Here is a 22,588-nt window from a genome sequence, read left to right as displayed (position 1 = left end):
GCACTACCCCCATTTGCAAAGGATGTGCCATGAAGATCGGCGAATTGGCCAAGGCCACCGGCACCCAGACAGAGACCATTCGCTACTACGAGCGGGAGTGTCTGCTGCCGGCGGCGATACGTACGGAAAGCAATTACCGAATCTACGATAGCAGCCACATCGAGCGTCTTGCCTTCATCCGGCATTGCCGCTGCCTGGACATGACACTCAATGAAATCCGCGTGCTGTTGCATTTCAAGGACGCACCTGGTGAGAACTGTGACGCGGTGGATGCGCTTCTTGAGGAGCACATTGATCATGTCGTCTCGCGAATCCGGGAACTCCAGGTGCTGGAATTAGAATTGCGCAGTCTGCAGCAGCAGTGTTCGCCAGGTCACCTGGCCGGGGACTGCGGCATCTTGGGCGGCCTGGCAATAGCGGCGCGCCAACACAATCACATGCCTACAGCCAACCCCAATGAAGCGCATCCACCTGGCGTGCATCGCGAAATCGGAGCCGCTGCCAAACAGCTGCGCATTAACCGTAAGGGCTGACTGCCAAAAGTCATTGGGCTCGGATCTCCAGCCCAACGCTCGTCACCCCGCTCTCCGACCATGCGACTGGTTTGCCCTGATGCATGCGAGCGATCGCGCCAACGATGGCCAGGCCTAGGCCGTGGTTGCTTTGTCCATGACTGCGAGCGGGATCGGCGCGGAAAAATCGATCGAACAAGTGAGGGAGTATTTCGGGATCGATGCTGTCTCCGCAGTTGGAGACACTGATCAGCACGCGGTCCTCATCAACGGTCCTGAAGTTGACTTGGACGATCGAGCCATTTCTCGCGTATCGGGTGGCGTTCCCCAGCAGGTTTGACAAGGCTCGGCGCAACAGGGGCACGTCGAAGGCACCATGTGCGTCGCCGACTACTTTGGCGGTGAGCCCGGCCTCGGCCAGTGCCGCCTCGTGATAGTCCAGCACGTCTACAGCCACCGATGCAAGACTCGATACGGGAACGCGACGCGCGCCTACACCCCGATCAGCTTGCGATAGGAACAGCATATCGTTGACGATGCCGGTCAGGCGATGCAGTTCCTCCAGATTTGAGGCGAGGACCTCCCGCATATCCGCCTGCTCAGGACGCCTTAGAGCCAGTTCATTGTTGGCAATGAGCGTGGCCAGTGGCGTGCATAGCTCGTGCGCCACATCCGCATTGAAACCCGCCATCTGTGAGTAGGCCTTCTCAATGCGTGCAAGGAGGGCGTTGAACTGGTCGATCAGCGGCACGAGTTCAAGAGGTTGCTCGTCGCCATCGAGCCGTTGGTGCAGGCTATCCGCCGACAGTGCTCGCGTTTGGCCGGCCAGCCTTCGCACAGGCGCAAGGCCGAGTTTGACCAGGGAGAAGCCGCCCAGTGAAACCACGATGGCGCCCCCGATGGCAGCCACCAGCAGGGTGAGTGCGAGCCGGTGCAACAACTGGTTGTCGGTTTGAATATCCAGCGACAGCTGGACGTGCAAAGCCGGCGAGGCAGGGCCTGCAACCTGCGCCACCTCGAATTTCCGTTGGCGCCATACCGTCTGTGCATTCTGGTTGCGGGTGTGCGCGTAGAGCACGGTCCCATCGGCCAGTGACACCTCAAGCGATAAATCTCCATGCCCCACCAGGAAGTCATCGAGCTTGTGAGCGAGAGCTTCCGACTCCCGGTGCTCCTTCCCCTCTACCAAGAGATGCCGAATGACGTTCTCCTTTTGCGCCAGCGTTTCCTCTTGCCGATCGCGAAAGTTGAATTCGGTCACCAGATACACGGCCAGGCAGACCAGGCCTAAGCCTGCAAAGCTTTGCAACGCCAACCACCACGACAGCCTCTGGCGCAGCGAGCGATGGTGGATCAATGCCTTCATCCGTTACGCTCCTCCATGATGTAGCCCATGCCTCGGATGGTGTGAAGCAGCACAGTGTCAAAGGGTTTGTCTATCTTGCTTCGCAAGCGACGAATAGCGACCTCCACTACGTTGGTTTCGCTGTCGAAGTGCATGTCCCACACCTGCTCAGCAATCTCGGTGCGAGACAGTACCTCGCCTTTCCTTCGCAGGAACAGCGTCAGAAGCAGGAACTCCTTTGCGGTCAGCTCCAACCGCTGACCGCCGCGGGATGCCTTGCGCCGCACTAGGTCCAGTTCGAGATCGGCAAGGCGCAGTTGCGTGGGCTCTGCCGCATCGCGCGCGCCATAGGTGCGCCTGAGCAGCACTTGGATGCGTGCGTTCAATTCGGAAAACGCGAAGGGCTTGACCAGGTAATCGTCAGCACCAGTCTGCAGTCCCAGCACACGGTCCTCGACGCTGACCCGCGCTGTCAGCATCAAGACAGGAGTTTGCCGGGATTTGCGAAAAGCGGTGAGGAGGCTAAAACCGTCGATCCCTGGAAGCATCGCGTCCAGCACCAGTAGGTCGTGCTCGCCTTCAAGCGCCAGGTGCAGGCCATCTACCCCGTTGTGGGCAACGTCCACCACATACCCGGCCTCTCCGAGGCCCTTACGCAGGTACTCGGCAAGCTTGACTTCGTCTTCGATGAGCAAGATTTTCATGGTGTCATTCTCGAAGAATGCGGCTCGTTCGCAGATTACGAATTTGTCATCTGGCTGTTGGTGTCTTGTCGCGGTTCGCTTTCTAAAGTTCACCCCGTGTCGCAAGGCATAGCCCAAGCAAGTCGCCAAGGGCTCACCTGAACCCTGAGACAAAACCATGATTGTTCGCAAACCCCTCACGCTTTCCCTGATCGTCCTTGCCATCGCGGCTCCAGGCCTGGCATCTGCATCTTCGTTGTATCATCCCGCCGGTGGCGAAGTGGGATTTACCACCCATCCCGACCATTTCCAGAGTTCAATGTCCCGTGCGGAGGTACTTCAGTCTGTGGCCGCCGCCCGCAAGGACGGCACGCTGGCCATCCTCCAGCGCGGCGGTGCTTTGCCTGTCAAGGCAACGGGCCCCTCCAAGACGCGCGAGCAGGTACAACAGGAATACCTGAATATGTCTGCCGCTGAAAAACAACGGATGCAGGAACTGTACGGCACGGGCGGCTGATTCTTGAGCGGATAGCCTCTATCCAGCTTCTACCCGTGCCCCATATCCGGGATTTCATTGCCGCGTGCTAGACTCAAAAAATGTACCGCTTGATAGCTGTTTTTATGCTTGCATTGCTACCGTTCCAGTTCAGCTGGTCTGCGGTGGCTGCCTATTGCATGCATGAAAGTGCGACGACTCAGGCGCAGCACGTGGGGCATCATGAGCACAAGCATGCTGCCAACAGCGTGGTCGGCCAAGCCGACAAAAACGGGCAAAACACCAGCCAGTCTGATGTCGATTGCTGGGTTTGTCATGGCGTCGGCATCGGCGCGCTCCACTTTGCCTTTGCCAAGCAAAATATCTCCCAAGATGGCGACATGGGTGTCCAGCCCAATGAGCGGGTGGCAGAGGTAACACCTTCCCCCCCTGACCGTCCTCAGTGGCCTGCCCTCGCCTAAATCGGCGGGGCACCTCTCTTTCTTTCAGTCATTCGTACCCGCCTGACAGGCGGACGTAGTTGCGCGCGTCGCGGCTGTTTTGAGTGACGAGTTGCCAGGTAACTGCACGGTTGCCGCCCCGCCGATTCCTTCGTGCTTTGAAATCATTGGAGAATCGGATGTTCAAGGGTATTTACCTTCAAGGAAAGCCGCACGCATGGCGCGGCCGCAAAAAAATCAGGCTTGCAGCTAGCGCGGTGGCCATATTGCTGGCCGCTTCCAGCAGCGCCTTTTCGCAGGGTGTGTCGCAACGCACTATCGGTGGCGAGGAAACACCTCTGACTGCCGCAACAGCACCAACTTCGCCACTGTCTCTGGCCAGGGCAATTGAATTGGCTTTGGAGGGAAATCCCGAGGTGGCAGCGGCGACGCGCCAGCTGGAGGCAACTGAGGGGCAAGTTCTGCAAGGGCGCGCACGCCCCAATCCAGAGCTCGCCTACTCGCTGGAAGACGCACGCTCCCAAACGCGTACGCAAAGTTGGCAGCTCAACCTCCCAGTGGAATTGGGAGGCAAGCGTGCAGCGCGCACCAAGGCAGCGGAAAGATCCCGTGAGCAGGCGCAAGCTCAGCTGATCGAGCTGAAGGCGACCGTGCGAGCCAATGTCGCTGCAGCCTACTTCGACGTGCTGACGGCGCAAGAGCGCTTGGTGCTCGCCCGGGACAGCGTGGCGCTGGCCAAGTCTTCCACCGGCACCGTCGCCAAGCGGGTGGCCGCCGGCAAGGTGTCGCCCGTCGAAGAGTCCAAGGCCCGGGTTGCGGAGGCCGGTGTTCGTGTTGAGCTCGCCCAGGCTGCGAGTGAAGAACGCAACGCCCTGTCCCGTCTATTTGCGCTATTGGGAAAGATTGACATGCCTTTCACGGTCCTGGAGGGAAAGGCAGGAAACCTCCCCCCTGTACCGAACCTCGCCGATCTTCAGCCTCTCATTTCTTCTTCGCCAGCCGTTGTCCTGGCGAGAATCGAGGTAGATCGACGCAAGGCATTGACCGACCTGGAACAAAGCAAGCGGGTGCCTGATGTCACCGTCAGTGTTGGCATGCAGCGCAGCAACGAGACGCAGCGAAACGTTCTTCTTTTCGGTGTCTCTGTGCCTCTCCCCGTCTTCGACCGCAACCAGGGCAATCTCCTCGAAGCCCTAAAGCTTGAGGACAAAGCACGTGACGAGTTGCAGGGGGTCACCGTGCGCCTGCATAGCGAAGTAGCGCAGGCCCGGGAGCGACTTGCAACGATCGCTACAGAGATCCAATCTCTGCAGCAGGACGTGCTTCCGGGGGCGAAGTCAGCTTATGACGCGGCCACCATTGGCTTTGAGAACGGAAAGTTCAATTTCCTGGAGGTGCTCGATGCGCAACGCACCTACTTCACCGCCAAGTCCCAGTATCTCAAAGCACTTGGCGAGGCACATCGCGCAGCGGCCGATGTTGATCGCCTGCTCGGCAGCCCCCACGATTCCCGCTTAACCGCACCGCAAAACTGAGAATGACTATGAACACCAGCAAATCCACCATCAGCAAAAAGCACGTGATCGCTATTGCCGTCGTCCTCACATTGGGGGTCGGGGTGGGAACCTACATCTTGCAGGGCGGCGGCAAGCCCAAAGCCGCGGCCGTAGAGGGAGATGGTCATGGCCATGGCGGCCACACCGAGGCCAAGGGGCACGGTGATGGTGAGCACCATGGCAAGGGCGGGGAAAATGGCCACGACGATGACAAGGGCCATGCGGACGGCGAACACCACGAAAAGAGCGAAGCAAAGGGCGCCCATGGCGGCACCGTCTTCAAAGAAGGGGATTTCAGCTTGGAGGCACTGCTTTCAGAGGACGGCGGCGAGCCTCGGCTGCGCATCTGGCTGTTCGACAAAAACAAAGCTCTGCCCCTGAATGCGGCAACGGTCACAGCAACGGTGACCCGCCCGACTGACGAAAAGCAGAAGCTGACTTTCGCCCAGGAGAAAGACGGCTTGGTCAGCCGCGAGATCGTGGCGGAACCCCACGCGTTCGAGATCGAGATCATTGCGCAGACAGCCACCGAACCCTTCATGTTTGTGATGAGCAAAGAAGAAGGGAAGATTGAACTGACCGACGCCCAGATCAAGGCCGCATCGATCAGCGTGGACACCGCGTCCGCCGCGAACATCAAGACGGCATTGCTGTTGCCCGGGGAGATCCGGCTGAACGAAGACCGCACCTCGCACGTGGTCCCCCGTCTTGCGGGAGTGGTGGAAAGTGTCAGCGCCAACCTTGGCCAGGTCGTCAAGAAGGGGCAGGTGCTGGCCGCCATTGCAAGTCCGACCGCCTCTGAGCAACGCAGCGAACTGCAGACCGCTCAGAAGCGCCTGGCACTGGCCAAGACCACCTACGAGCGTGAGAAGAAGCTGTGGGAGCAAAAGGTATCGGCTGAACAGGACTACCTGCAGGCCAAGCAGGCATTGAGCGAAGCAGAGGTGGCTATGGCCAACGCCAATCAGAAACTGAGTGCGCTGGGTCTGTCCACCTCGTCAGTGTCCGGCTTGAATCGCATCGAACTGCGTGCCCCCTTTGACGGCATCGTCATCGAAAAGCACCTGAGTCTCGGCGAGGCCGTGAAGGAAGATGCAGCCGTGTTCACCATCTCGGACCTCAACCAAGTATGGGCGGAGATCAACGTCCCGGCAAAGGATCTGCCATCGGTGCGGGTGGGCGAAAAAGTCACCATCAAAGCGACGGCGTTTGACGCATCCGCCACTGGCACCGTCGCATTTGTGGGGGCACTGATCGGCGAGCAAACCCGCACAGCAAAAGCCCGCGTGGTTCTTGAAAATCCCAAGGGCGCCTGGCGTCCCGGCCTGTTCGTGAACGTCGAAGTTGTGTCCGAAGAAACGGCGGCGCCCGTGACGATCTCGGCTGACGCCGTGCAGAACGTTGGAGACAAGCCCGTTGTCTTCCTCAAGGTCAACGATGGCTTCATTACCCAGCCAGTGAAGCTGGGGCGCAGCGACGGCAAGCGGATCGAGGTCCTTCAAGGCCTCAAGGCCGGAATGCCCTACGCCTCATCGGGGAGCTTCGTCGTGAAATCCGAGCTCGGCAAGGGATCTGCCGAACACACGCACTAATCACGGAGCCCATACATGTTTGAAAAACTCATTCGATTTTCAATCGAACAACGATGGTTGGTGCTACTTGCGGCCCTCGCCATGGCTGCGCTCGGCGTTTTCAGCTATCAGAAGCTGCCGATTGATGCAGTCCCCGATATCACGAACGTCCAGGTTCAGATCAACACTCAGACTCCTGGCTATTCGCCCTTGGAGACTGAGCAGCGGGTCACGTACCCCATTGAGACGGTCATGGCCGGTCTGCCGAACCTGGAACAAACCCGGTCGCTTTCGCGGTATGGACTGTCACAGGTAACCGTCATTTTCAAAGACGGCACTGACATCTATTTCGCACGCCAGCTAGTCAACGAACGTATCCAGGAGGCACGGGACAAACTGCCTGCAGGCATCACACCGGCGTTGGGACCCATCTCGACCGGGCTGGGGGAAATCTATCTTTGGACCGTTGAAACCAAGGACGGAGCAAAGAAGCCCGACGGTTCCCCCTACACGTCCACTGATCTGCGAGAGATCCAGGATTGGATCATCAAGCCGCAATTGCGAAACGTTCCGGGCGTGACGGAAATTAATTCCATTGGTGGCTTCGCCAAGGAGTATCAGATAGCGCCAATTCCCGAGCGCCTGGCTTCACTGGGCGTGACGCTGCAGGATGTGGTCACCGCTCTGGACCGAAACAACGGCAACGTGGGCGCCGGCTATATCGAAAAGCGCGGAGAGCAATACCTCATTCGCGCGCCTGGTCAGGTGAAGTCGCTGGAGGATATCGGCGATGTGATCCTCAGCAGTGCCAACGGCGTGCCCGTGCGCATCCGGGACGTGGCTGAAGTGGGGATTGGTCGGGAGCTGCGAACTGGCGCCGCAACGGACAACGGGCGAGAAGTGGTTCTCGGCACGGTGTTCATGCTGATCGGTGAAAACAGCCGGACCGTATCACAAGCAGTGGACAAGAAGATGGTCGAGGTCAACAAGAGCCTTCCCGAAGGCGTGCACGCGGTGACGGTCTACGACCGTACGGTGCTCGTCGACAAGGCCATCAGTACGGTGAAGAAGAACCTGCTGGAAGGTGCGGTTCTCGTGATCGTCATCCTGTTCCTTTTTCTGGGGAACATCCGCGCAGCGGTTATCACGGCGATGGTCATTCCCCTGTCGATGCTCTTCACATTCACAGGCATGGTCCAGTACAAGGTGAGCGCCAACCTGATGAGTCTTGGTGCCCTGGACTTCGGCATCATCATTGACGGTGCAGTCGTGATCGTGGAGAACTGCGTGCGGCGTCTTGCCCATGCGCAGGCGCATCACGGTCGACCGCTGACGCGAGCGGAGCGCTTCCATGAAGTGTTCCTGGCATCCCAGGAGTCGCGCCGTCCCTTGCTGTTCGGACAGTTGATCATCATGGTGGTGTATCTGCCCATCTTCGCGCTCACGGGCGTTGAGGGAAAGATGTTTCACCCGATGGCATTCACTGTTGTCGCCGCCTTGGTGGGGGCAATGATCTTGTCGGTGACCTTCATTCCGGCAGCCGTGGCCCTCTTCATCGGCAATCGGGTCAGCGAGAAGGAGAACTTCCTGCTGGGCCATGCCAAGCGCCTCTACGCCCCGCTGCTCGACCGCGTCATGGCCGCCAAGGCGGTTGTACTGACCATTGCAGCAGTTGCCGTTATCTTGTGCGGGTTGATCGCCACGCGCATGGGCAGTGAATTTGTGCCCAACCTCAATGAAGGCGACTTCGCGATCCAGGCGCTGCGCATTCCGGGCACCAGCCTTTCCCAATCGGTTGCGATGCAGCAGCAGATCGAAAAGACCCTGAAAGCGAAGTTCCCCGAGATCGAACGCATCTTCGCCAGAACCGGCACGGCAGAAATTGCCTCGGATCCCATGCCGCCGAATATCTCGGACGGGTACATCATGCTCAAGCCGATGGACGAATGGCCTGAGCCGCGCAAGACCCGGGACGAACTGCTTGCTGCGATTCAGGAGGTTCTTGGGAAAATTCCCGGCAACAACTATGAGTTCTCTCAACCCATTCAGCTGCGCTTCAACGAGCTGATCTCGGGGGTGCGAAGTGACGTGGCGGTAAAAATCTTCGGCGACGACATGGATGTGCTGAACAAGTCCGCTGAAGAAGTGTCTGCAATGCTGCAGAAGATCCAGGGCTCATCCGAGGTGAAGGTCGAGCAAACGACGGGCCTTCCGATGCTGACGGTGAACATCGACCGTCAGAAGGCCGCGCGCTATGGACTGAACGTTGCTGACATCCAGGATACCGTGGCCACAGCCATCGGCGGGCGCGAGGCTGGCACGATGTTCGAGGGAGATCGTCGATTCGACATCCTTGTTCGTCTCCCCGAGGCCTTGCGCAACGACCTGGAAGGCATGAAACGGCTGCCCATACCGCTGCCACGTTCTGTGAGCGGGACGGAAGCCAGGACGAATTTCATCCCACTGGGTGAAGTCGCCACATTCGAACTTGCGCCCGGCCCCAACCAGGTCAGCCGCGAGAACGGCAAACGACGTATCGTGGTGAGCACCAACGTGCGGGGACGCGATGTGGGTTCCTTTGTAGCGGAGGCCGAGCAAGGCCTGGCGCAAATCAAGATCCCTACGGGCTACTGGACAAGCTGGGGCGGAACCTTCGAGAACCTGCAATCGGCCACGAAGCGCCTGCAGATCGTTGTGCCCGTATCCCTGCTGCTGGTCTTCGTGCTGCTGTTCGCGATGTTTGGGAACGCAAAGGATGGTCTGCTGGTCTTTACCGGCATCCCATTCGCTTTGACGGGTGGCATCCTCGCGCTTTGGCTTCGCGACATTCCAATGTCCATTTCGGCTGCGGTTGGCTTCATCGCGCTTTCCGGCGTGGCGGTGCTCAACGGACTGGTGATGATTTCCTATATCCGTACCTTGAGGGAAGAAGGCATGGGGCTGGATGCCGCGATCCGCGAGGGCGCCTTGACCCGCTTGCGGCCGGTACTCATGACGGCACTTGTTGCCTCGCTGGGCTTCATTCCCATGGCCATCGCTACCGGCACCGGGGCCGAAGTCCAGCGTCCTTTGGCGACGGTGGTGATTGGCGGAATTCTCTCTTCCACACTGCTCACGCTGCTCGTGTTGCCAATTCTCTACCGTCTGGCCCACAGGCCCGATGAGAAAGATGAGGACGTTTCGGCCGAGCCCTCGCACCCGCCGGACGTGACCGCTCCCGTGTAGTTGTGAAAGGTCCCGCGATCAGCGGGACCTTTCATCTCCTTAAACCTTGCTCCGAAGGAACATTAATGAAAATCTCTCAACTCATTCTCGCCCTGGCGGTATCGATCTCAAGCACGGCCATCGCGGCTGACAACCATGGTCACGATGCAAAGCCCATGCACGGAGGCGCTGTTGCCGAAGCAAAGGATGTCGAATACGAATTTGTCGCCACAGCGGACAAGTTGCAGCTTTACATGCGCGACCACGGCAAGTCCGTTGCCGTCGCAGGGATGACCGCAAAGGTCACGCTTTTGGCTGGCAGCGATAAGCAGGATGTGCAACTCCAACCTGGTGACGGCAAGCTGGAAGCCTCTGGGAGCTTCAAAGTCCCTGCCGGTACCAAAGCCGTGATCGCAGTCTCCAAGGCGGGCAAATCCGTCGCTTCCGTCCGCTTCACGCTGAAGTAACACGAAAGGCGCATGGAATCCCCGTTCCGAGATATCGGGTGGCGATTCCACTTCCTGCGCCTAACGTTGCTCGTCCAGTGTTGCGACATCGCAATGGCGGGCACGGTCCACCGTCTCGGCGCTTCACGTGTTCCTGTCAAGGTCTGGCAAGAGAAGCAATCCATGTCATTGCAGGTGGCCCAGGATGGGCTTTTTGCCAAGCTGTTCTGGATATGGATCAGCTTGTTGATCTCCGTGTTCGTATTTTGGAGACTGCGGCATCTGTGGCTGAAACTCCATCCCCCACTGGATGTGCGAACCAAGTACAGCCGGCGCTTGACCAAAAGACTGAGAGATCGCCAGGCGCTGCGCTTGAAGTGCAGAACCCCGAGGAAACCGCGCCCCCGCCATCGACGCTGAAAGCGAAGGGGCTGAACTTGGGCCCGCCGGGCTGATTACAGGGCCCCTCCGATGACTGAATGCTGGGCGTCATTGCACTGCACCCAGTCGCTGCTCCGAGCGGGCTAGGGATGTTTTCCTATACCCGAAGCCTGCGAGAAGGCGCGGTGACGCTTCCAAGAGAAGCACGAGTCTCCCGGGTCGATGGGTCAATGGCCTGAGGCAGCGATGGTGATGGCACTGTATGCCATTGCCAAGCTCATTGAAGCCCGGGCCGTGGACTGTGCTCGCAACGCTATCAAGAGCCTTATAGACCTGACGCCGCAGGATGGCCGAGGTACAGCAAGCCGACGGGCAATGGCGGCGCATGCAGACCGCTGCCGTGGCGGTAGGAACCATCGTGCGCCTGCGGCCTGGCGAGCGCATCTCAGAAATCTGAACAAGTCGATAAGCGCTGCGTCCACCGGAACGGGAAAAGAGAGCGCGATATCAGATGACTTCGCGATGGCGTTGTTGCACAAATGCCGGTCGCAGCTGAGGTAGGCTCGGGAGATGAGAGAGACGAGCTGGGGTCGGGTTAAGTACCGCACAACGAACTGGAAGGCTTACAACGCAGCGTTGAAGGCGCGAGGTGAGCTGACCATTTGGCTCGATAGGGATATGCAGTGGCTAGCTCGGCCCACGGGCAAGCGTGGTCGTTGCCAGAAGTTCTCAGATGCGGCCATCCAGTTTTGCCTGACCATCAAGTGCTTGTTTGGCCAGCCCTTGCGCCAGACACTGGGCCTGGTTGAGTCGCTATTGGGTATGGCAGGCCTGCATTGGCCAGTGCCCGACTACAGCACGGTGTGTCGCAGGCAAAAGAGCTTGGATGTGCAGGTGCGCTACCGTGCAAGTGACAAAGGCTTGCACATGCTGGCCGACTCCACGGGCATCAAGTTCTTGGGCGAAGGTGAGTGGAAAACCAAAAAGCACGGTGCCGAGCGCCGCCGCCAGTGGCGCAAGGTGCATCTGGGTATTGATGCCCAGACACTGCAGATTCGGGCCATCGCAGTAACAACCAATGAAGTGGGCGACTCGCCCATGGCAGCAGACCTGCTAGGTCAAATTCCAAGCAATGAAGAGATAGCTAGCTTTACCGGTGATGGGGCGTACGACACGCAGGATGTACATAAGGCGTGCTACCTGCGGGGAGCCATTCCAATCATCCCGCCGCGCAAAGGAGCGAAGCTGCGCAAAGGGCTGGCATTTGCTCACCGCAATGAAGCGGTCAAGGCGTGTAGGCAGTTGGGGCGGGCTATCTGGAAACGCTGGAGCGGCTACCACCGAAGGTCACTGGTGGAGACCAAGATGAATTGCTTCAAGCGCCTGGGCGAGAAGGTGATGGCCAGGACGTTTGAGCGCCAGGTGACCGAGCTGCACATCCGAGCTTCAATCCTCAATCAATTTACCGCTCTGGGCACGCCCCAGACAGTCGCTGCTGCGTAAATCTATTTGGGATTGGGGATGCCTTGGCCTATGGCCGATTTATGCAACAAAGCCGCGGCGAAGAGCAAGAAGCGAGTCCAGCGCGTCTGTGACGGCGCCCTCTGTTGCCCCCTCTGCAACATTCGTACGGGCACCACCAACGTGTTTGTCTTCAGGCCCCGCCGAACCTCTCGCCCCAATGACCATCCGAGATGCTCGCGGCGCGCAACGCCGGTGGCCTCACAGCCCGTATGTAGACCTATAAGGCTGCGACACAAGCTCAGCCCGAGTGCCGCTGAGTCAGCCGCGATGCCCCTTCCGAAGCAAAGAGTAGAGGCGTGCAACTTCATTGCTGGTGATGGCGATGTTCCGGCCGTCCTTCGCAACCACGGACGTACCGATCTTCTGATACGTCGCGCGGCCAAAGCGGTCTTCCTGCGCCATGAGGCCGTCTTTGAAGATGTAGAGCGTTCCTCCATCGGCCAACGGAATCATCTCCTTGGCAGCATGGACTGCGGCATCACCGGCGAACACCGGTGCGGAAAGCGCGCCCAACAGAGTGGCGAGGACGATATAAGACTTCATGATCAGCTCCTTTGTGAAACGACGGCAACTTGCGTCGCGTCATCACTGTAGGAGCGTGTCGCTTTCCAAGCGATTGCGCCATGATTACATTGCGGTAATGCGGCGTCCCCAAAGAGATAGGCTCTGCAAGCAGCGAACACACCGAAACGGCATGCTCCCGCCGAAAGCCCTTGGACCACCGGCTCGTCATAGGACTTCCCGCTCGCAGTAAATGGCCCATCCAAGGCGTGTTCACCGAGCAAGCCGGGCGACGGTGGCACACGAGCCCTGGGCCACTCGCACATCAAGCACCTGATTTCGGCCACGCGGACGGGGCTCTGCATGCGTGCCGCCAACCGAAGTAGTACAGCCCGAGCTGTTCCGTGCCCGAGCGCTCAGAGACATCCACGCGGCTGCACCACCTTGGTCGACGGCATCGACTGAAATGCCACGGCCATCAGCTCGAGCTCCACCCGCGCTCTTTCAGACGGGGACACGCGGGTCTACCGTGGGCCTTGCGCCGAAGGAACGGTCGGCCAGACCATAGTAGCCCTCCCAGACGGGCTCACGTGAGCGTGCGGGCTCTTGCCCCGCAATCAGTGGCAGGAGCCACAACAGCCCCCTCGCTTGACAGCGGATGCCGGTGCAGCAGCCGGCGCGTTCACCTGAGCGGGCGAATACCCAGCGTCGGCAATCGCCTTCTGGACGATGCCCGCATTCGCATCGGTTGCCACGCTCACCAAATGGCGGCCCAGGTCGACCTGGACATCTGCACCTGGGTCGATGGTCTTGACCGCCTTGGTGATGGTGCTGGCGCAATGGCCGCAGGTCATATCGTTCACCTCGAATGCAAGCATTGGTTCTCTCCGTCAGTGGTTAGGTGCTGCTGACTCTAGACCTTGCCATCGTGGCAATGTCAAGTGTCAGTTTCTGGCCTCCCATCGAGGGCCCACTCCAAGCGGAGCAGACGCTGGGCTTCTCATCGAGCATCTCGTAAAGTGAAGCCGCCGCGCAGCGCCGCGGCGGCTTCATCTTGTACGAGGTTGGATGCTCTTCGGCTCTCCGCCGTTCGCCCTAACCGACAATCAGCCTCCACTGTAGAGCTGCATGCGTGCGTTCCGCTCCGCCGGCGTCTCGCTCAGCAGCTCGCGAACCACTTCTTCGCGCGTCTTGCCCGGTCCGGCACTGGGCACCGGAGGCGGGTAGCTGCCCTCGCCGAAATTGAGGAGTCCCTGCTGTACCGCAGCCTCGGCCTCGGCTCGGACCTGCGCACGGGTTTTCTCGCTCTTGAAGTGATCCGCGTGAACGACCACGCCGACTTCGTCGCTAGTCGGATGCAAGTATTCAGCCGAGGCCATTCCCGGCAACCCCAGGGCGGCAGCCGCGGCTACGGCTGCAATCATGGAAGAGATGGAGTGGCTACGTTGAGTCATGATAGGAGTCCTTGTAAAAGTCGATGAACTTGCATCTCCCGTCCGCTTGGTAGGCGATGAGGAGATGTGTTCATCGTAGAGACCGCTACCCAACAGAAGCGGGACAGCACGGTGAGATTTCTGTCAGCTTTCCCGAGCGTGATAGCGCCACCGCTCCGAAGATTCGGAAGGCGAGATCAGGCTCAGCGACCAGGTGTTGAAGCGGCCTCTAGGACAAGACACAACGCCGAGTTGGATACTCCAGCAATGAAGGCGCATGACGCAGTGGAATGATTGGGCCAAGCCGCGCTATGCATCGCCCTCGCCCGATCCGATCACCCTTGACACCTCAGGATTGTGGATGGGCGTTGCGATGGGGAAACCACAGGGTGAAGCATGTATGTCCTCGGGACGAGGCTGCGTCGACGCTGCCGCCGTGGGCCTCTGCAATGGCACGCGTGATGGCCAAGCCCAAGCCGCTTCCATCGGAGTCAGGATGGGCACGCGAGGGGTCGGCGCGAAAGAAGCGATCAAACAAGCGGGGCAGGACTTTGGGATCAATATCTTGCCCCGTGTTCTCCACCGCTACTGAGGTAGCGTGGCCAGTGCTCGAAATGCCGATTGTGATTGCGCCTGCATTCGGGGTGTAGCGCAAAGCGTTGGAGAGCAGGTTGCTCAGCGCGCGGCGGAACATCAAGCGATCGCCATCAATTTGGCCATCGCCGTGTAGCTGTAGTTGGATGGCTTTCTCCTCCGCTACCGCCTCGTAGAAGTCCAGCAATGCCTGGGCTTCCTTGCGCGCGGAGAACACCTCCTTGTGCGGCAGATCGACGCCGCGCTCAGTCTTCGCCAGGAACAGCATGTCGGACACCATGCGAGCCAGCCGCTGAAACTCCTCGGCGTTGGAGGCCAGGGTGTCACGATACGTCGCGGCGTCGCGCTTGGTCGCCAGCGCTACTTGCGTTTGGGTCAGAAGATTGCTGATGGGCGTGCGCAATTCATGAGCCAGATCGGATGAGAAGTCTGTCAGCCGCTGAAAGTCATCCTGCAGCCGATCGAACATGCGATTGAGTTCCTGCGCAAGGTCTGCCATTTCTACCGGCACAGCCCCTACTGGCATGCGCTCGGACAGCCTATGGCTTGTCACCACTGCGGCGCGTGACTTCATCTCGCGCAGCGGTGCCAACCCCTGTCGCGCAGCCAGCCAGGACAGTAAGCCGCATACAACGATGGCTGCGGCGACATACAAGGCCAAGCTGCTACGAAGACCATCCAGGAACTCGGTGTGGTGTTTGGTATCTGTCGCGATCAATACCTGCAGCGCCGATGCAGAGTAGCCCGAAAGCGATTGGAAGCTCAGCGTGTGAAACTCGGCATCGTGGTTGCGCCACACCCCAAATGTCCCCTTCGCATCGGTGTGGATGGCTTTACTACGCTGCACACCAAGCTCGGAATGTGAGGACTGAAAGACGGTCTCCTGATGAGCATCTTTTACCAAGACATAGAGATCATGGTGGTATCCCAAAGCGTCGCTCAAGCGGGAGCGCGCGTCGTTCACAGAATTGGCATTACCCAGAATTTCCTCGATCAACTGCCTCTTGTCCTCTAAAGCCATCTGATCGAGCACGACAAAATGACGCTGAGTCTCTGCCAGGAACAACAATCCCAGCCCGAGCACGACGATAGCCGCCACCACGGTAAAGAACAGGGTTAAACGGCGGGTCAACGAAAGCCTGCCCAGGCGCTGTTGTCGCTGCACCTTTATTCCTCCTCTGGTACGTCCAGCACGTAGCCCATGCCCCGCACGGTCTGGATGAGCTTGACGGCGTGCCCCTCATCTATCTTCACGCGCAAGCGGCGCATCGCCACTTCGATGACATTGGTGTCGCTGTCAAAGTTCATGTCCCAGACCTGCGAGGCGATCAGGGAGCGTGGCAGCACTTCACCGTGGCGGCGCATCAGCAGCTCCAGCAAGCCAAACTCCTTGGCTGTCAAGTCAACACGCTTGCCGTTGCGGGAGACACGGCGACGCAACAGATCCAGCTCCAAATCGGCCACCTTGAGCATGGTGCCCTCATTGCCGGCATGACCGCGCCGCAGAATGATCCGAACCCTGGCCAGCAGCTCCGCAAACGAGAAGGGCTTGACAAGGTAATCATCGGCCCCAAGCTCCAGCCCTTTGACCCGATCCTCCACTTGGTCGCGGGCGGTCAGGAACAGGACGGGCATCTCAAGGCCACGGTCGCGCAGGGACTGCAAGACCTGCCAGCCATTCAACCCCGGCAGCATGACGTCCAGGATCACCAGGTCGTACTCACCCTGCAAAGCCAGATGCAGCCCGTCTGCGCCGTTAGGCACAAGGTCCGAAACGTATCCCGCTTCGGTCAATCCCTGCCGGAGGTACTCCCCCGTCTTGGGCTCGTCTTCAACAACCAATATCTTCACGTTCGCTCTCCGTTCACAGCATTGAACGAGAGTGTGCCGAACTTAAAGCGTCCTGACATGAAGATAACAACAATGTAATGTCCGGAACATCTGGGTGACAGGGTGCCCTCTTCAGAATCTTTACATCGTGAGATCAAAGATTCTTGCAGAGGAAACCATGGTCACTTCAAATCTTTCGCCGTCTGTCAGGGCGTCCCTGCCCTGGGTTTTGGCGCTGTTCGCGGGGGCGTCCTTCGCGCAAGCCTCAACGCCGGAGGTACCACTCATGCCAGATTGGCCCTGTCCGGCCTTGGCTTCGCCGTTCTGACCGGATGCGCCAGCGTCAGCTTGGATCAGAACATCAGCCGCGTGAACGACGAAGCCAGCGCGTTCACCGAAGGCATCGGCGTGGATCACACCGGCCTCGCCAGGAAGGTCAACAAGCTCATCCCCGACTACATGGTCATGGGCGAGCGCGGAATGGCAGACATGGCTGAGATGGAAATGCCCATTCCAGACAACACCGTGCCCATGATGACGGGACAAGGACCGTTCGGTTCGGTGGAGATGGGCGGGATGTTCAGCGTGCTCAAGGTACGCAGGGACCAGCAGCCAGGTGACTACAAGGACCCCGGCTGGTTCAAGCATCCGGCAGGCACGGTCGCCCACGAATACACCGGCCCATTGGCTGAGCCAGCCCGCTTCAGCGCAGAAGGCGGTCAGTCCATGCCGCGCGAGCGCAAGCCCGCGACGCCAACCGAGGTCAAGGTGCGCAAGCCGACGTCACATGGTGCGCACTGATTTCTTCCCTTCGTTTTTAACTGGAGATCATCCATGAAGTTCACGCGATCCACCTTCTACCGCCTGCTGGCTGCCGCCGCGCTGACTGCTTCGGGGGCCGCCATGGCCGCAGGCAACCATGCCGGTGGCCATGGCCACGGTGATGGAGAGGAAACCGCCATCGGAAAGCCCGGTGTCGCCGCCAAGGCCAGCCGCACGATCACCATCGAGATGAGCGACACCATGCGTTTCACCCCCTCGAACATTCAGGTCAAGCAGGGCGAGACCGTTCGCTTCATCGTCAAGAACGCCGGCAAGGTCAAGCATGAACTCAGCTTGGGCACCGAGAAGGAACTGCTTGAGCATCTGGAGCAGATGCGGAAATTCCCGGACATGGAGCACGACGAGCCCGGCAAGGTCACGCTGCAGCCTGGCAAGCAAGGCGAGATCGTCTGGCAGTTCACCAAAGCTGGCGGTGTGAACTTCGCCTGCCTGATTTCCGGCCACTACGAAGCTGGCATGAAGGGCCTCGTTCAGGTCAGCAAGAAGTAGAACCACGCCGCTTCATCAAGGATGCACGGTGACTGTGTCACCTCTCCCACGTCCTGCTGATCCGCAAGGCAGATCAGCAGACATTTTTCAACTCGCGCCCGTGAGGTCGTCATGAACAGCTTCAAGCAATTTCTCTCCGTTTCCGCCGTCGCGCTCGGCATTTTCCTGCCCATGAGCGGGATGGCCCAGACCACATCCGAATCGCCCAAGGCAGAGGCCTCTCAACAAGCGTCGCTGACCGACGGTGAGATCAGGAAGGTGGACCTGGACAACGGCAAGGTCACCATCAAGCATGGCGATATCAAGCACCTGGACATGCCTGGAATGACCATGGTTTTCACCGCCAAGGACAAGGGACTGCTTTCCACCCTCAAGCCCGGGGACAAGGTGAAATTCATGGTTGTCAACGAAGGCGGAAAAATGGTCGTCACGGATATACGTCCAGCGAACTGAGGCGAATATGCGGAAGGCTGCAATGCGGATGAGGATGGGTCGGCAGTCCGTGTCCGCTTGCTCATTGTTTCCCAGCAACTGAAAATTCATCATGCATCACGACCACTCCTCCCCCCATACCAGCAATCGACGCAGTGGCTTCTGGCGGTCGCGCTACGCCCTGGGAATGCTCGTCCTCGGTATCGTTGCCGGGTACTTCCTCTGGACCGAACACCGGGCCCATCTACAGCAGTGGTGGCCCTATGCGCTGTTGTTGGCCTGTCCGCTGATGCACGTATTCATGCACAAGGGGCATGATGGGCATGGCAACCACTCCCCTGCGCCCGACCAGAGCCGTCGGTTGAATTCCGACAGGGACTGACCACGGGCGGCGCGGAGTAGGCCATATGCCTGCGCCTCTTTGACCGCTCCGCCATTCTTCGACCGTTCAGCCAATCTGAACGCGGTTTCACACGCAACTGACTCGCGATGCCCATCAGGAAGGACCCACCGCATTCTCCGGGTCTGCCACAAGTGAGCGTGCCGCGCGCCGCACGACCATTCGCATGGGATTGCTTGGCTGCTCTTGGGAACCACCGGCGAACCGCGAGGTCGCAGCCTGCAACACAGGCACCTGGAGGGAGCGAACCATGAAGTTGAAGCAACTGGTCTGGATCACGACGGGACTGCTTGCCTTGATCGCCACGGCGGCAGGCGGCTACTTCCAACTTCTCAAGAGTGCTGCGCCAGTGGTTCCGCCCACGCTAAGCCTCCGGCCAGAAGATCCGCAGGTGCTGCGACTCGGCGCCGCGATCTATGCACAGCAATGCGCGGCCTGCCATGGGGTCAAGGGCGAAGGCCAGCCCGACTGGCGCGACCGCGGACCTGATGGTCTCTTGCCAGCGCCGCCCCACAACCCCAGCGGCCACACATGGCACCACCCCGATGAACAACTGTTCGCCATCACCAAATACGGCTTGGCCAAGTTGATTGAGCAGCCCGACTACCGGACGGCCATGCCGGTCTACGACAAGCTACTGAGCGATGACGAGATCGTGGCCGCGTTGTCATGGATCAAGTCCCAATGGCCTCTTGAAGTCCGGCGCCGTCACGACGAGATCAATGCCCAGTACCGCAAGTCGCTGAATCGATAACCAACGAGGCAGCCAGACACCGGAATAAGCAAAACGGAATTGCTCGACAGAATATTGGCTTGACCTTCACACAATGGCAAGGCTAATAATCAAGCCAGAATTTACGAAAGCACGGGTATGAACGACCACACGCATAAGCATACGCACGGCAAAAGGGACGCAGCTTCTTCGGTCGAACGTCCAGTAGCGACCAATGCTGCCGCCGCCATCGATGGCACACCAGGATTGGCTGGTACCGCAGTTACCTACACCTGCCCGATGCACCCGGAAGTGCGGCAGGACCATCCGGGGCGCTGCCCCAAGTGCCAGATGCACCTGGTGCCCGAAGGGCAAGTTGCGCATGGCGACCACCGCCACCACGACCACCACGCTCACGCTGCTCGTGAGTCGGCTCCTGTGGCGCCTGCCGCCGCACCGCAGGAAGCGCCTGCCGGCACCACCTATACCTGCCCGATGCACCCGGAAGTCCGGCAGGACCATCCGGGCAATTGCCCCAAGTGCGGCATGACACTGGAGCCGATCATTCCGCTGGATGAAGAGGACAACAGCGAGTTGAAGGATTTTCAGCGACGCTTCTGGTGGACGCTGCCGCTTACTGTGATCGTCACGGTTCTTGCGATGTGGGGCCATCGCCTTGGCTTGTTCAGCATGGCAACGCAGACCTGGGTCGAATTGTTGCTGTCGCTCCCCGTCGTGCTCTGGACCGGCTGGCCATTCTTCGTGCGGGGCTGGCAGTCGATCGTCCACCGCAGCCCGAACATGTGGACCTTGATCGGCCTGGGAACGGCCGCGGCATTCGTCTACAGCGTTGTTGCCACGGTGACCCCGGGTGTGTTTCCCGAATCGTTCGTGGCGATGGGTCGCGTCGCCGTGTACTTCGAGGCCGCGGTGGTCATTATTTCGCTGACCATGCTGGGCCAGATCATCGAGCTGAAAGCCCGCTCCCAGACATCGGCCGCGATCAAGTCCCTGCTGGGGTTGGCGCCGAAGACCGCCCGGCGCATCAATGCGGACGGCAGTGAAGAAGATGTGCCTCTCAACCACGTACACGTCGGCGATCTGCTGCGCGTGCGTCCCGGCGAGAAGATCCCGGTCGATGGCACGGTCACAGAAGGCAGCAGCGCGGTCGATGAGTCCATGCTGACCGGTGAACCGGTACCTGTGAGCAAGCGGGTTGGCGACAAGCTGATCGGCGCTACCCTCAACACCAACGGTGCGCTGATTATGCAGTCCGAGAAAGTCGGGGCGGCCACCATGCTGTCGCAGATCGTCCAGATGGTCGCGTCTGCCCAGCGCTCCAAGGCCCCCATGCAACGCATGGCCGACGTGGTGGCGGGCAAGTTCGTCATGGTGGTCGTACTGGTCGCCATCGCCACGTTCTTTGTCTGGGGTCTGTTCGGGCCGGAGCCAAGCTGGGTGTTCGGGCTGATCAACGCGGTGGCTGTGCTGATCATTGCCTGCCCGTGCGCGTTGGGCTTGGCCACGCCGATGTCGGTGATGGTCGCCACCGGCCGCGCCGCGACGCAGGGCGTGCTGTTTCGCGATGCCGGTGCGATCGAGAAGATGCGCGAGGTGGACACCCTGATCGTGGACAAGACCGGCACGCTCACGGAAGGCAGACCCGCGTTCGATACAGCCATTGCGGCTCCGGGCTTCACGCCCGATGAAGTGCTGAGGCTGGCAGCCAGTCTGGACCAGGGCAGCGAGCACCCGCTGGCAGACGCGATCGTCAGCGCTGCGCGAGCCAAGGGCTTGCAACTGGCCAAGCCCTCTGATTTCGAGTCGGGCAGCGGCATCGGCGTGCGCGGAACGGTGGAGGGACGGCGCCTGGCATTGGGCAATACGGCACTGATGGAGCAGGAAGGAGTGGCGGTTTCTGCACTGCGTGCCGACGGAGAACGGTTGCGCGGTGAAGGCGCCAGCATCATGCACTTGGCCGTAGACGGCGTGTTCGCGGGCATCCTGGCCGTGACCGACCCCATCAAGGCCAGTACGCCCGATGCCATCCGAACCCTTCACGCCAGCGGTCTGCGCATCGTGATGGCGACTGGAGATGGACTTACCACAGCCAAGGCCGTGGGGGCCAAGCTCGGCATCGATGAAGTGCACGGCGAGGTCAAACCCGCTGACAAGCTGGCGCTGGTGGACAAACTGCAAAAGGAAGGTCACGTGGTTGCCATGGCGGGAGACGGCATCAACGATGCGCCGGCCCTGGCCAAGTCCGATGTGGGCGTCGCCATGGGCACGGGCACCGACGTTGCAATGAACAGCGGCCAGATCACCCTCGTGAAGGGTGATCTGCGCGGCATCGCCTCGTCCCGCGAGGTCTCCATCGACACGGTACGCAACATGCGGCAGAACCTGCTGTTCGCCTTTGTCTACAACGGCATCGGTGTACCCATCGCGGCTGGCGTGTTCTATCCGTTCACGGGCTGGCTTCTCTCCCCATTGATCGCGGCGCTGGCGATGAGCCTGAGTTCTGCTTCTGTGATTTTCAATGCGCTTCGGTTGCGCGGCGTGAAGTAGCCCAGGATGATTTGGAGCCGCTATCAAGTCGAACAACTCGAAAATCAAGTCTTTAGATTGATTGACATCAATTCCACAACACAATCACCTGGCTAACATATCCCCATGATCTGCTTTAGACGCATCGTCACGCAATGGGGCCGCTGGATTGCCAGCGGTCTCGTCGTGACCTTGCTCTTTTCGCAGGTCGCATTGGCGATGTATGCCTGCCCCAAACTGGACTCGGACACGCACGTCGCATCAATGCAGATGGCAGGCATCGCCATGGAGGATGCCGCCAGCATGTCCGGTATGCCGGACTGCCACGCCATGCCGGGAACCATGGACGGTGAGGCGCCGCAGTTGTGCCGAGCACATTGCAGCGGCGATGGCAAGCCGGTGCCTTCATTGCAAGGCTTGGACGTCCAGAGTCTCGCTGCCCAGGCGGTCTGGTTCGCGTACATGCTTCCGGCCGTGATCGAATCCCACGCGGCAGCCGGGCAGCACGTCGCCTATGTCCCGCCCGACCATCGAGCGGGCTTTCCGCCGATCTACCTCACGCTCCAAGTCCTGCGGAATTGACACGCCGATCCGTGCTCGCCGCGCACCGATGCGGCAGACCACGTGATTTCGTGAATACCAATTCCGA

Annotated in this window: 21 protein-coding genes and 2 pseudogenes; 16 read left to right on the top strand and 7 right to left on the bottom strand. The window is 59.8% G+C overall.

Annotation, left to right across the window (positions count from 1 at the left end):
• The first annotated feature begins 29 nt into the window (after positions 1-29).
• A complete protein-coding gene (cadR, locus tag FYM52_RS13660; RefSeq protein ID WP_154164492.1) occupies positions 30-533 on the top strand; it encodes a Cd(II)/Pb(II)-responsive transcriptional regulator in 504 nt (167 codons plus the stop codon).
• Positions 534-543: 10 nt separating this feature from the next.
• Here the strand turns inward: cadR and FYM52_RS13655 are convergent, their stop codons facing one another.
• Together FYM52_RS13655 and FYM52_RS13650 are read right to left on the bottom strand one after the other, a co-directional pair.
• Complete coding sequence (locus FYM52_RS13655) at positions 544-1,878, bottom strand: heavy metal sensor histidine kinase (protein ID WP_154164491.1); 1,335 nt, start codon at positions 1,876-1,878, stop codon at positions 544-546.
• Entirely contained in the window at positions 1,875-2,561 is a 687-nt protein-coding gene (locus FYM52_RS13650; protein ID WP_154164490.1) for a heavy metal response regulator transcription factor, read from the bottom strand. The genes FYM52_RS13655 and FYM52_RS13650 overlap by 4 nt, the downstream gene beginning before the upstream one ends.
• Positions 2,562-2,718: 157 nt before the next feature.
• Between FYM52_RS13650 and FYM52_RS13645 the strand changes: the two genes are divergently transcribed.
• From FYM52_RS13645 to FYM52_RS13615, 8 genes and pseudogenes are all read left to right on the top strand, one after another.
• Positions 2,719-3,057: a DUF4148 domain-containing protein gene (locus FYM52_RS13645; RefSeq protein WP_154164489.1), complete on the top strand. Its 339-nt coding sequence runs from the start codon at positions 2,719-2,721 to the stop codon at positions 3,055-3,057.
• An 80-nt stretch (positions 3,058-3,137) separates the two neighbouring features.
• Positions 3,138-3,497: a cation efflux protein, CzcI family gene (gene czcI / locus FYM52_RS13640; RefSeq protein WP_154164488.1), complete on the top strand. Its 360-nt coding sequence runs from the start codon at positions 3,138-3,140 to the stop codon at positions 3,495-3,497.
• Positions 3,498-3,655: 158 nt separating this feature from the next.
• Positions 3,656-5,011 (top strand): TolC family protein, encoded by a 1,356-nt coding sequence (locus FYM52_RS13635; protein ID WP_154164487.1) that lies wholly within the window; start codon positions 3,656-3,658, stop codon positions 5,009-5,011.
• Positions 5,012-5,013: 2 nt separating this feature from the next.
• Positions 5,014-6,624, top strand: coding sequence for an efflux RND transporter periplasmic adaptor subunit (locus tag FYM52_RS13630; protein ID WP_154164486.1), 1,611 nt, complete (start codon positions 5,014-5,016; stop codon positions 6,622-6,624).
• A 15-nt stretch (positions 6,625-6,639) separates the two neighbouring features.
• Entirely contained in the window at positions 6,640-9,828 is a 3,189-nt protein-coding gene (locus tag FYM52_RS13625; protein WP_154164485.1) for a CusA/CzcA family heavy metal efflux RND transporter, read from the top strand.
• A gap of 65 nt (positions 9,829-9,893) precedes the next feature.
• Positions 9,894-10,274 carry a hypothetical protein gene (locus FYM52_RS13620; RefSeq protein ID WP_154164484.1) on the top strand — a complete coding sequence of 127 codons (381 nt, stop codon included), beginning with the start codon at positions 9,894-9,896 and terminating at the stop codon, positions 10,272-10,274.
• Between the two features lie 582 nt (positions 10,275-10,856).
• Positions 10,857-11,079, top strand: a pseudogene (locus FYM52_RS18935) (cation-transporting P-type ATPase); the annotation flags it as partial.
• Between the two features lie 125 nt (positions 11,080-11,204).
• The gene (locus tag FYM52_RS13615; RefSeq protein ID WP_043387407.1) at positions 11,205-12,137 is read left to right on the top strand and encodes an IS5-like element ISAav2 family transposase; all 933 of its coding nucleotides are present in this window, start codon (positions 11,205-11,207) and stop codon (positions 12,135-12,137) included.
• Between the two features lie 279 nt (positions 12,138-12,416).
• Here FYM52_RS13615 and FYM52_RS13610 read toward each other — a convergent pair whose 3' ends face one another.
• From FYM52_RS13610 to FYM52_RS13590, 5 genes are all read right to left on the bottom strand, one after another.
• A complete protein-coding gene (locus FYM52_RS13610; protein WP_154164483.1) occupies positions 12,417-12,701 on the bottom strand; it encodes a CopK family periplasmic copper-binding protein in 285 nt (94 codons plus the stop codon).
• Positions 12,702-13,276: 575 nt separating this feature from the next.
• Positions 13,277-13,537 (bottom strand): heavy-metal-associated domain-containing protein, encoded by a 261-nt coding sequence (locus FYM52_RS13605; protein ID WP_043387409.1) that lies wholly within the window; start codon positions 13,535-13,537, stop codon positions 13,277-13,279.
• 228 nt (positions 13,538-13,765) lie between these two features.
• Complete coding sequence (locus tag FYM52_RS13600; protein ID WP_038215041.1) at positions 13,766-14,113, bottom strand: DUF4148 domain-containing protein; 348 nt, start codon at positions 14,111-14,113, stop codon at positions 13,766-13,768.
• Between the two features lie 328 nt (positions 14,114-14,441).
• Entirely contained in the window at positions 14,442-15,851 is a 1,410-nt protein-coding gene (locus FYM52_RS13595; protein WP_043387413.1) for a heavy metal sensor histidine kinase, read from the bottom strand.
• Between the two features lie 2 nt (positions 15,852-15,853).
• Positions 15,854-16,537 carry a heavy metal response regulator transcription factor gene (locus tag FYM52_RS13590; RefSeq protein WP_038213848.1) on the bottom strand — a complete coding sequence of 228 codons (684 nt, stop codon included), beginning with the start codon at positions 16,535-16,537 and terminating at the stop codon, positions 15,854-15,856.
• Positions 16,538-16,918: 381 nt separating this feature from the next.
• Here FYM52_RS13590 and FYM52_RS13585 point away from each other — a divergent pair.
• The 7 genes and pseudogenes from FYM52_RS13585 to FYM52_RS13555 all read left to right on the top strand — a co-directional run.
• Positions 16,919-17,317: pseudogene (locus tag FYM52_RS13585) on the top strand (copper oxidase); the annotation flags it as partial.
• A gap of 33 nt (positions 17,318-17,350) precedes the next feature.
• Positions 17,351-17,848 (top strand): plastocyanin/azurin family copper-binding protein, encoded by a 498-nt coding sequence (locus tag FYM52_RS13580; RefSeq protein WP_154164482.1) that lies wholly within the window; start codon positions 17,351-17,353, stop codon positions 17,846-17,848.
• Between the two features lie 111 nt (positions 17,849-17,959).
• Positions 17,960-18,301: a copper-binding protein gene (locus FYM52_RS13575; RefSeq protein ID WP_154164481.1), complete on the top strand. Its 342-nt coding sequence runs from the start codon at positions 17,960-17,962 to the stop codon at positions 18,299-18,301.
• A 91-nt stretch (positions 18,302-18,392) separates the two neighbouring features.
• Positions 18,393-18,662, top strand: coding sequence for a DUF2933 domain-containing protein (locus FYM52_RS13570; RefSeq protein ID WP_154164480.1), 270 nt, complete (start codon positions 18,393-18,395; stop codon positions 18,660-18,662).
• A gap of 268 nt (positions 18,663-18,930) precedes the next feature.
• Entirely contained in the window at positions 18,931-19,434 is a 504-nt protein-coding gene (locus FYM52_RS13565) for a cytochrome c (protein ID WP_154164479.1), read from the top strand.
• Between the two features lie 117 nt (positions 19,435-19,551).
• On the top strand, positions 19,552-21,960 hold the full coding sequence (locus tag FYM52_RS13560) for a copper-translocating P-type ATPase (protein WP_051519704.1): 2,409 nt from the start codon (positions 19,552-19,554) through the stop codon (positions 21,958-21,960).
• Between the two features lie 105 nt (positions 21,961-22,065).
• Positions 22,066-22,521, top strand: coding sequence for a hypothetical protein (locus FYM52_RS13555; protein WP_043387426.1), 456 nt, complete (start codon positions 22,066-22,068; stop codon positions 22,519-22,521).
• Positions 22,522-22,588: the final 67 nt, after the last annotated feature.

This window comes from Comamonas sp. CAH-2, assembly GCF_009668305.1.
Taxonomy (GTDB): Bacteria; Pseudomonadota; Gammaproteobacteria; order Burkholderiales; family Burkholderiaceae_C; genus Comamonas; species Comamonas aquatica.
This window is presented reverse-complemented; position numbering and strand designations above follow the sequence as displayed.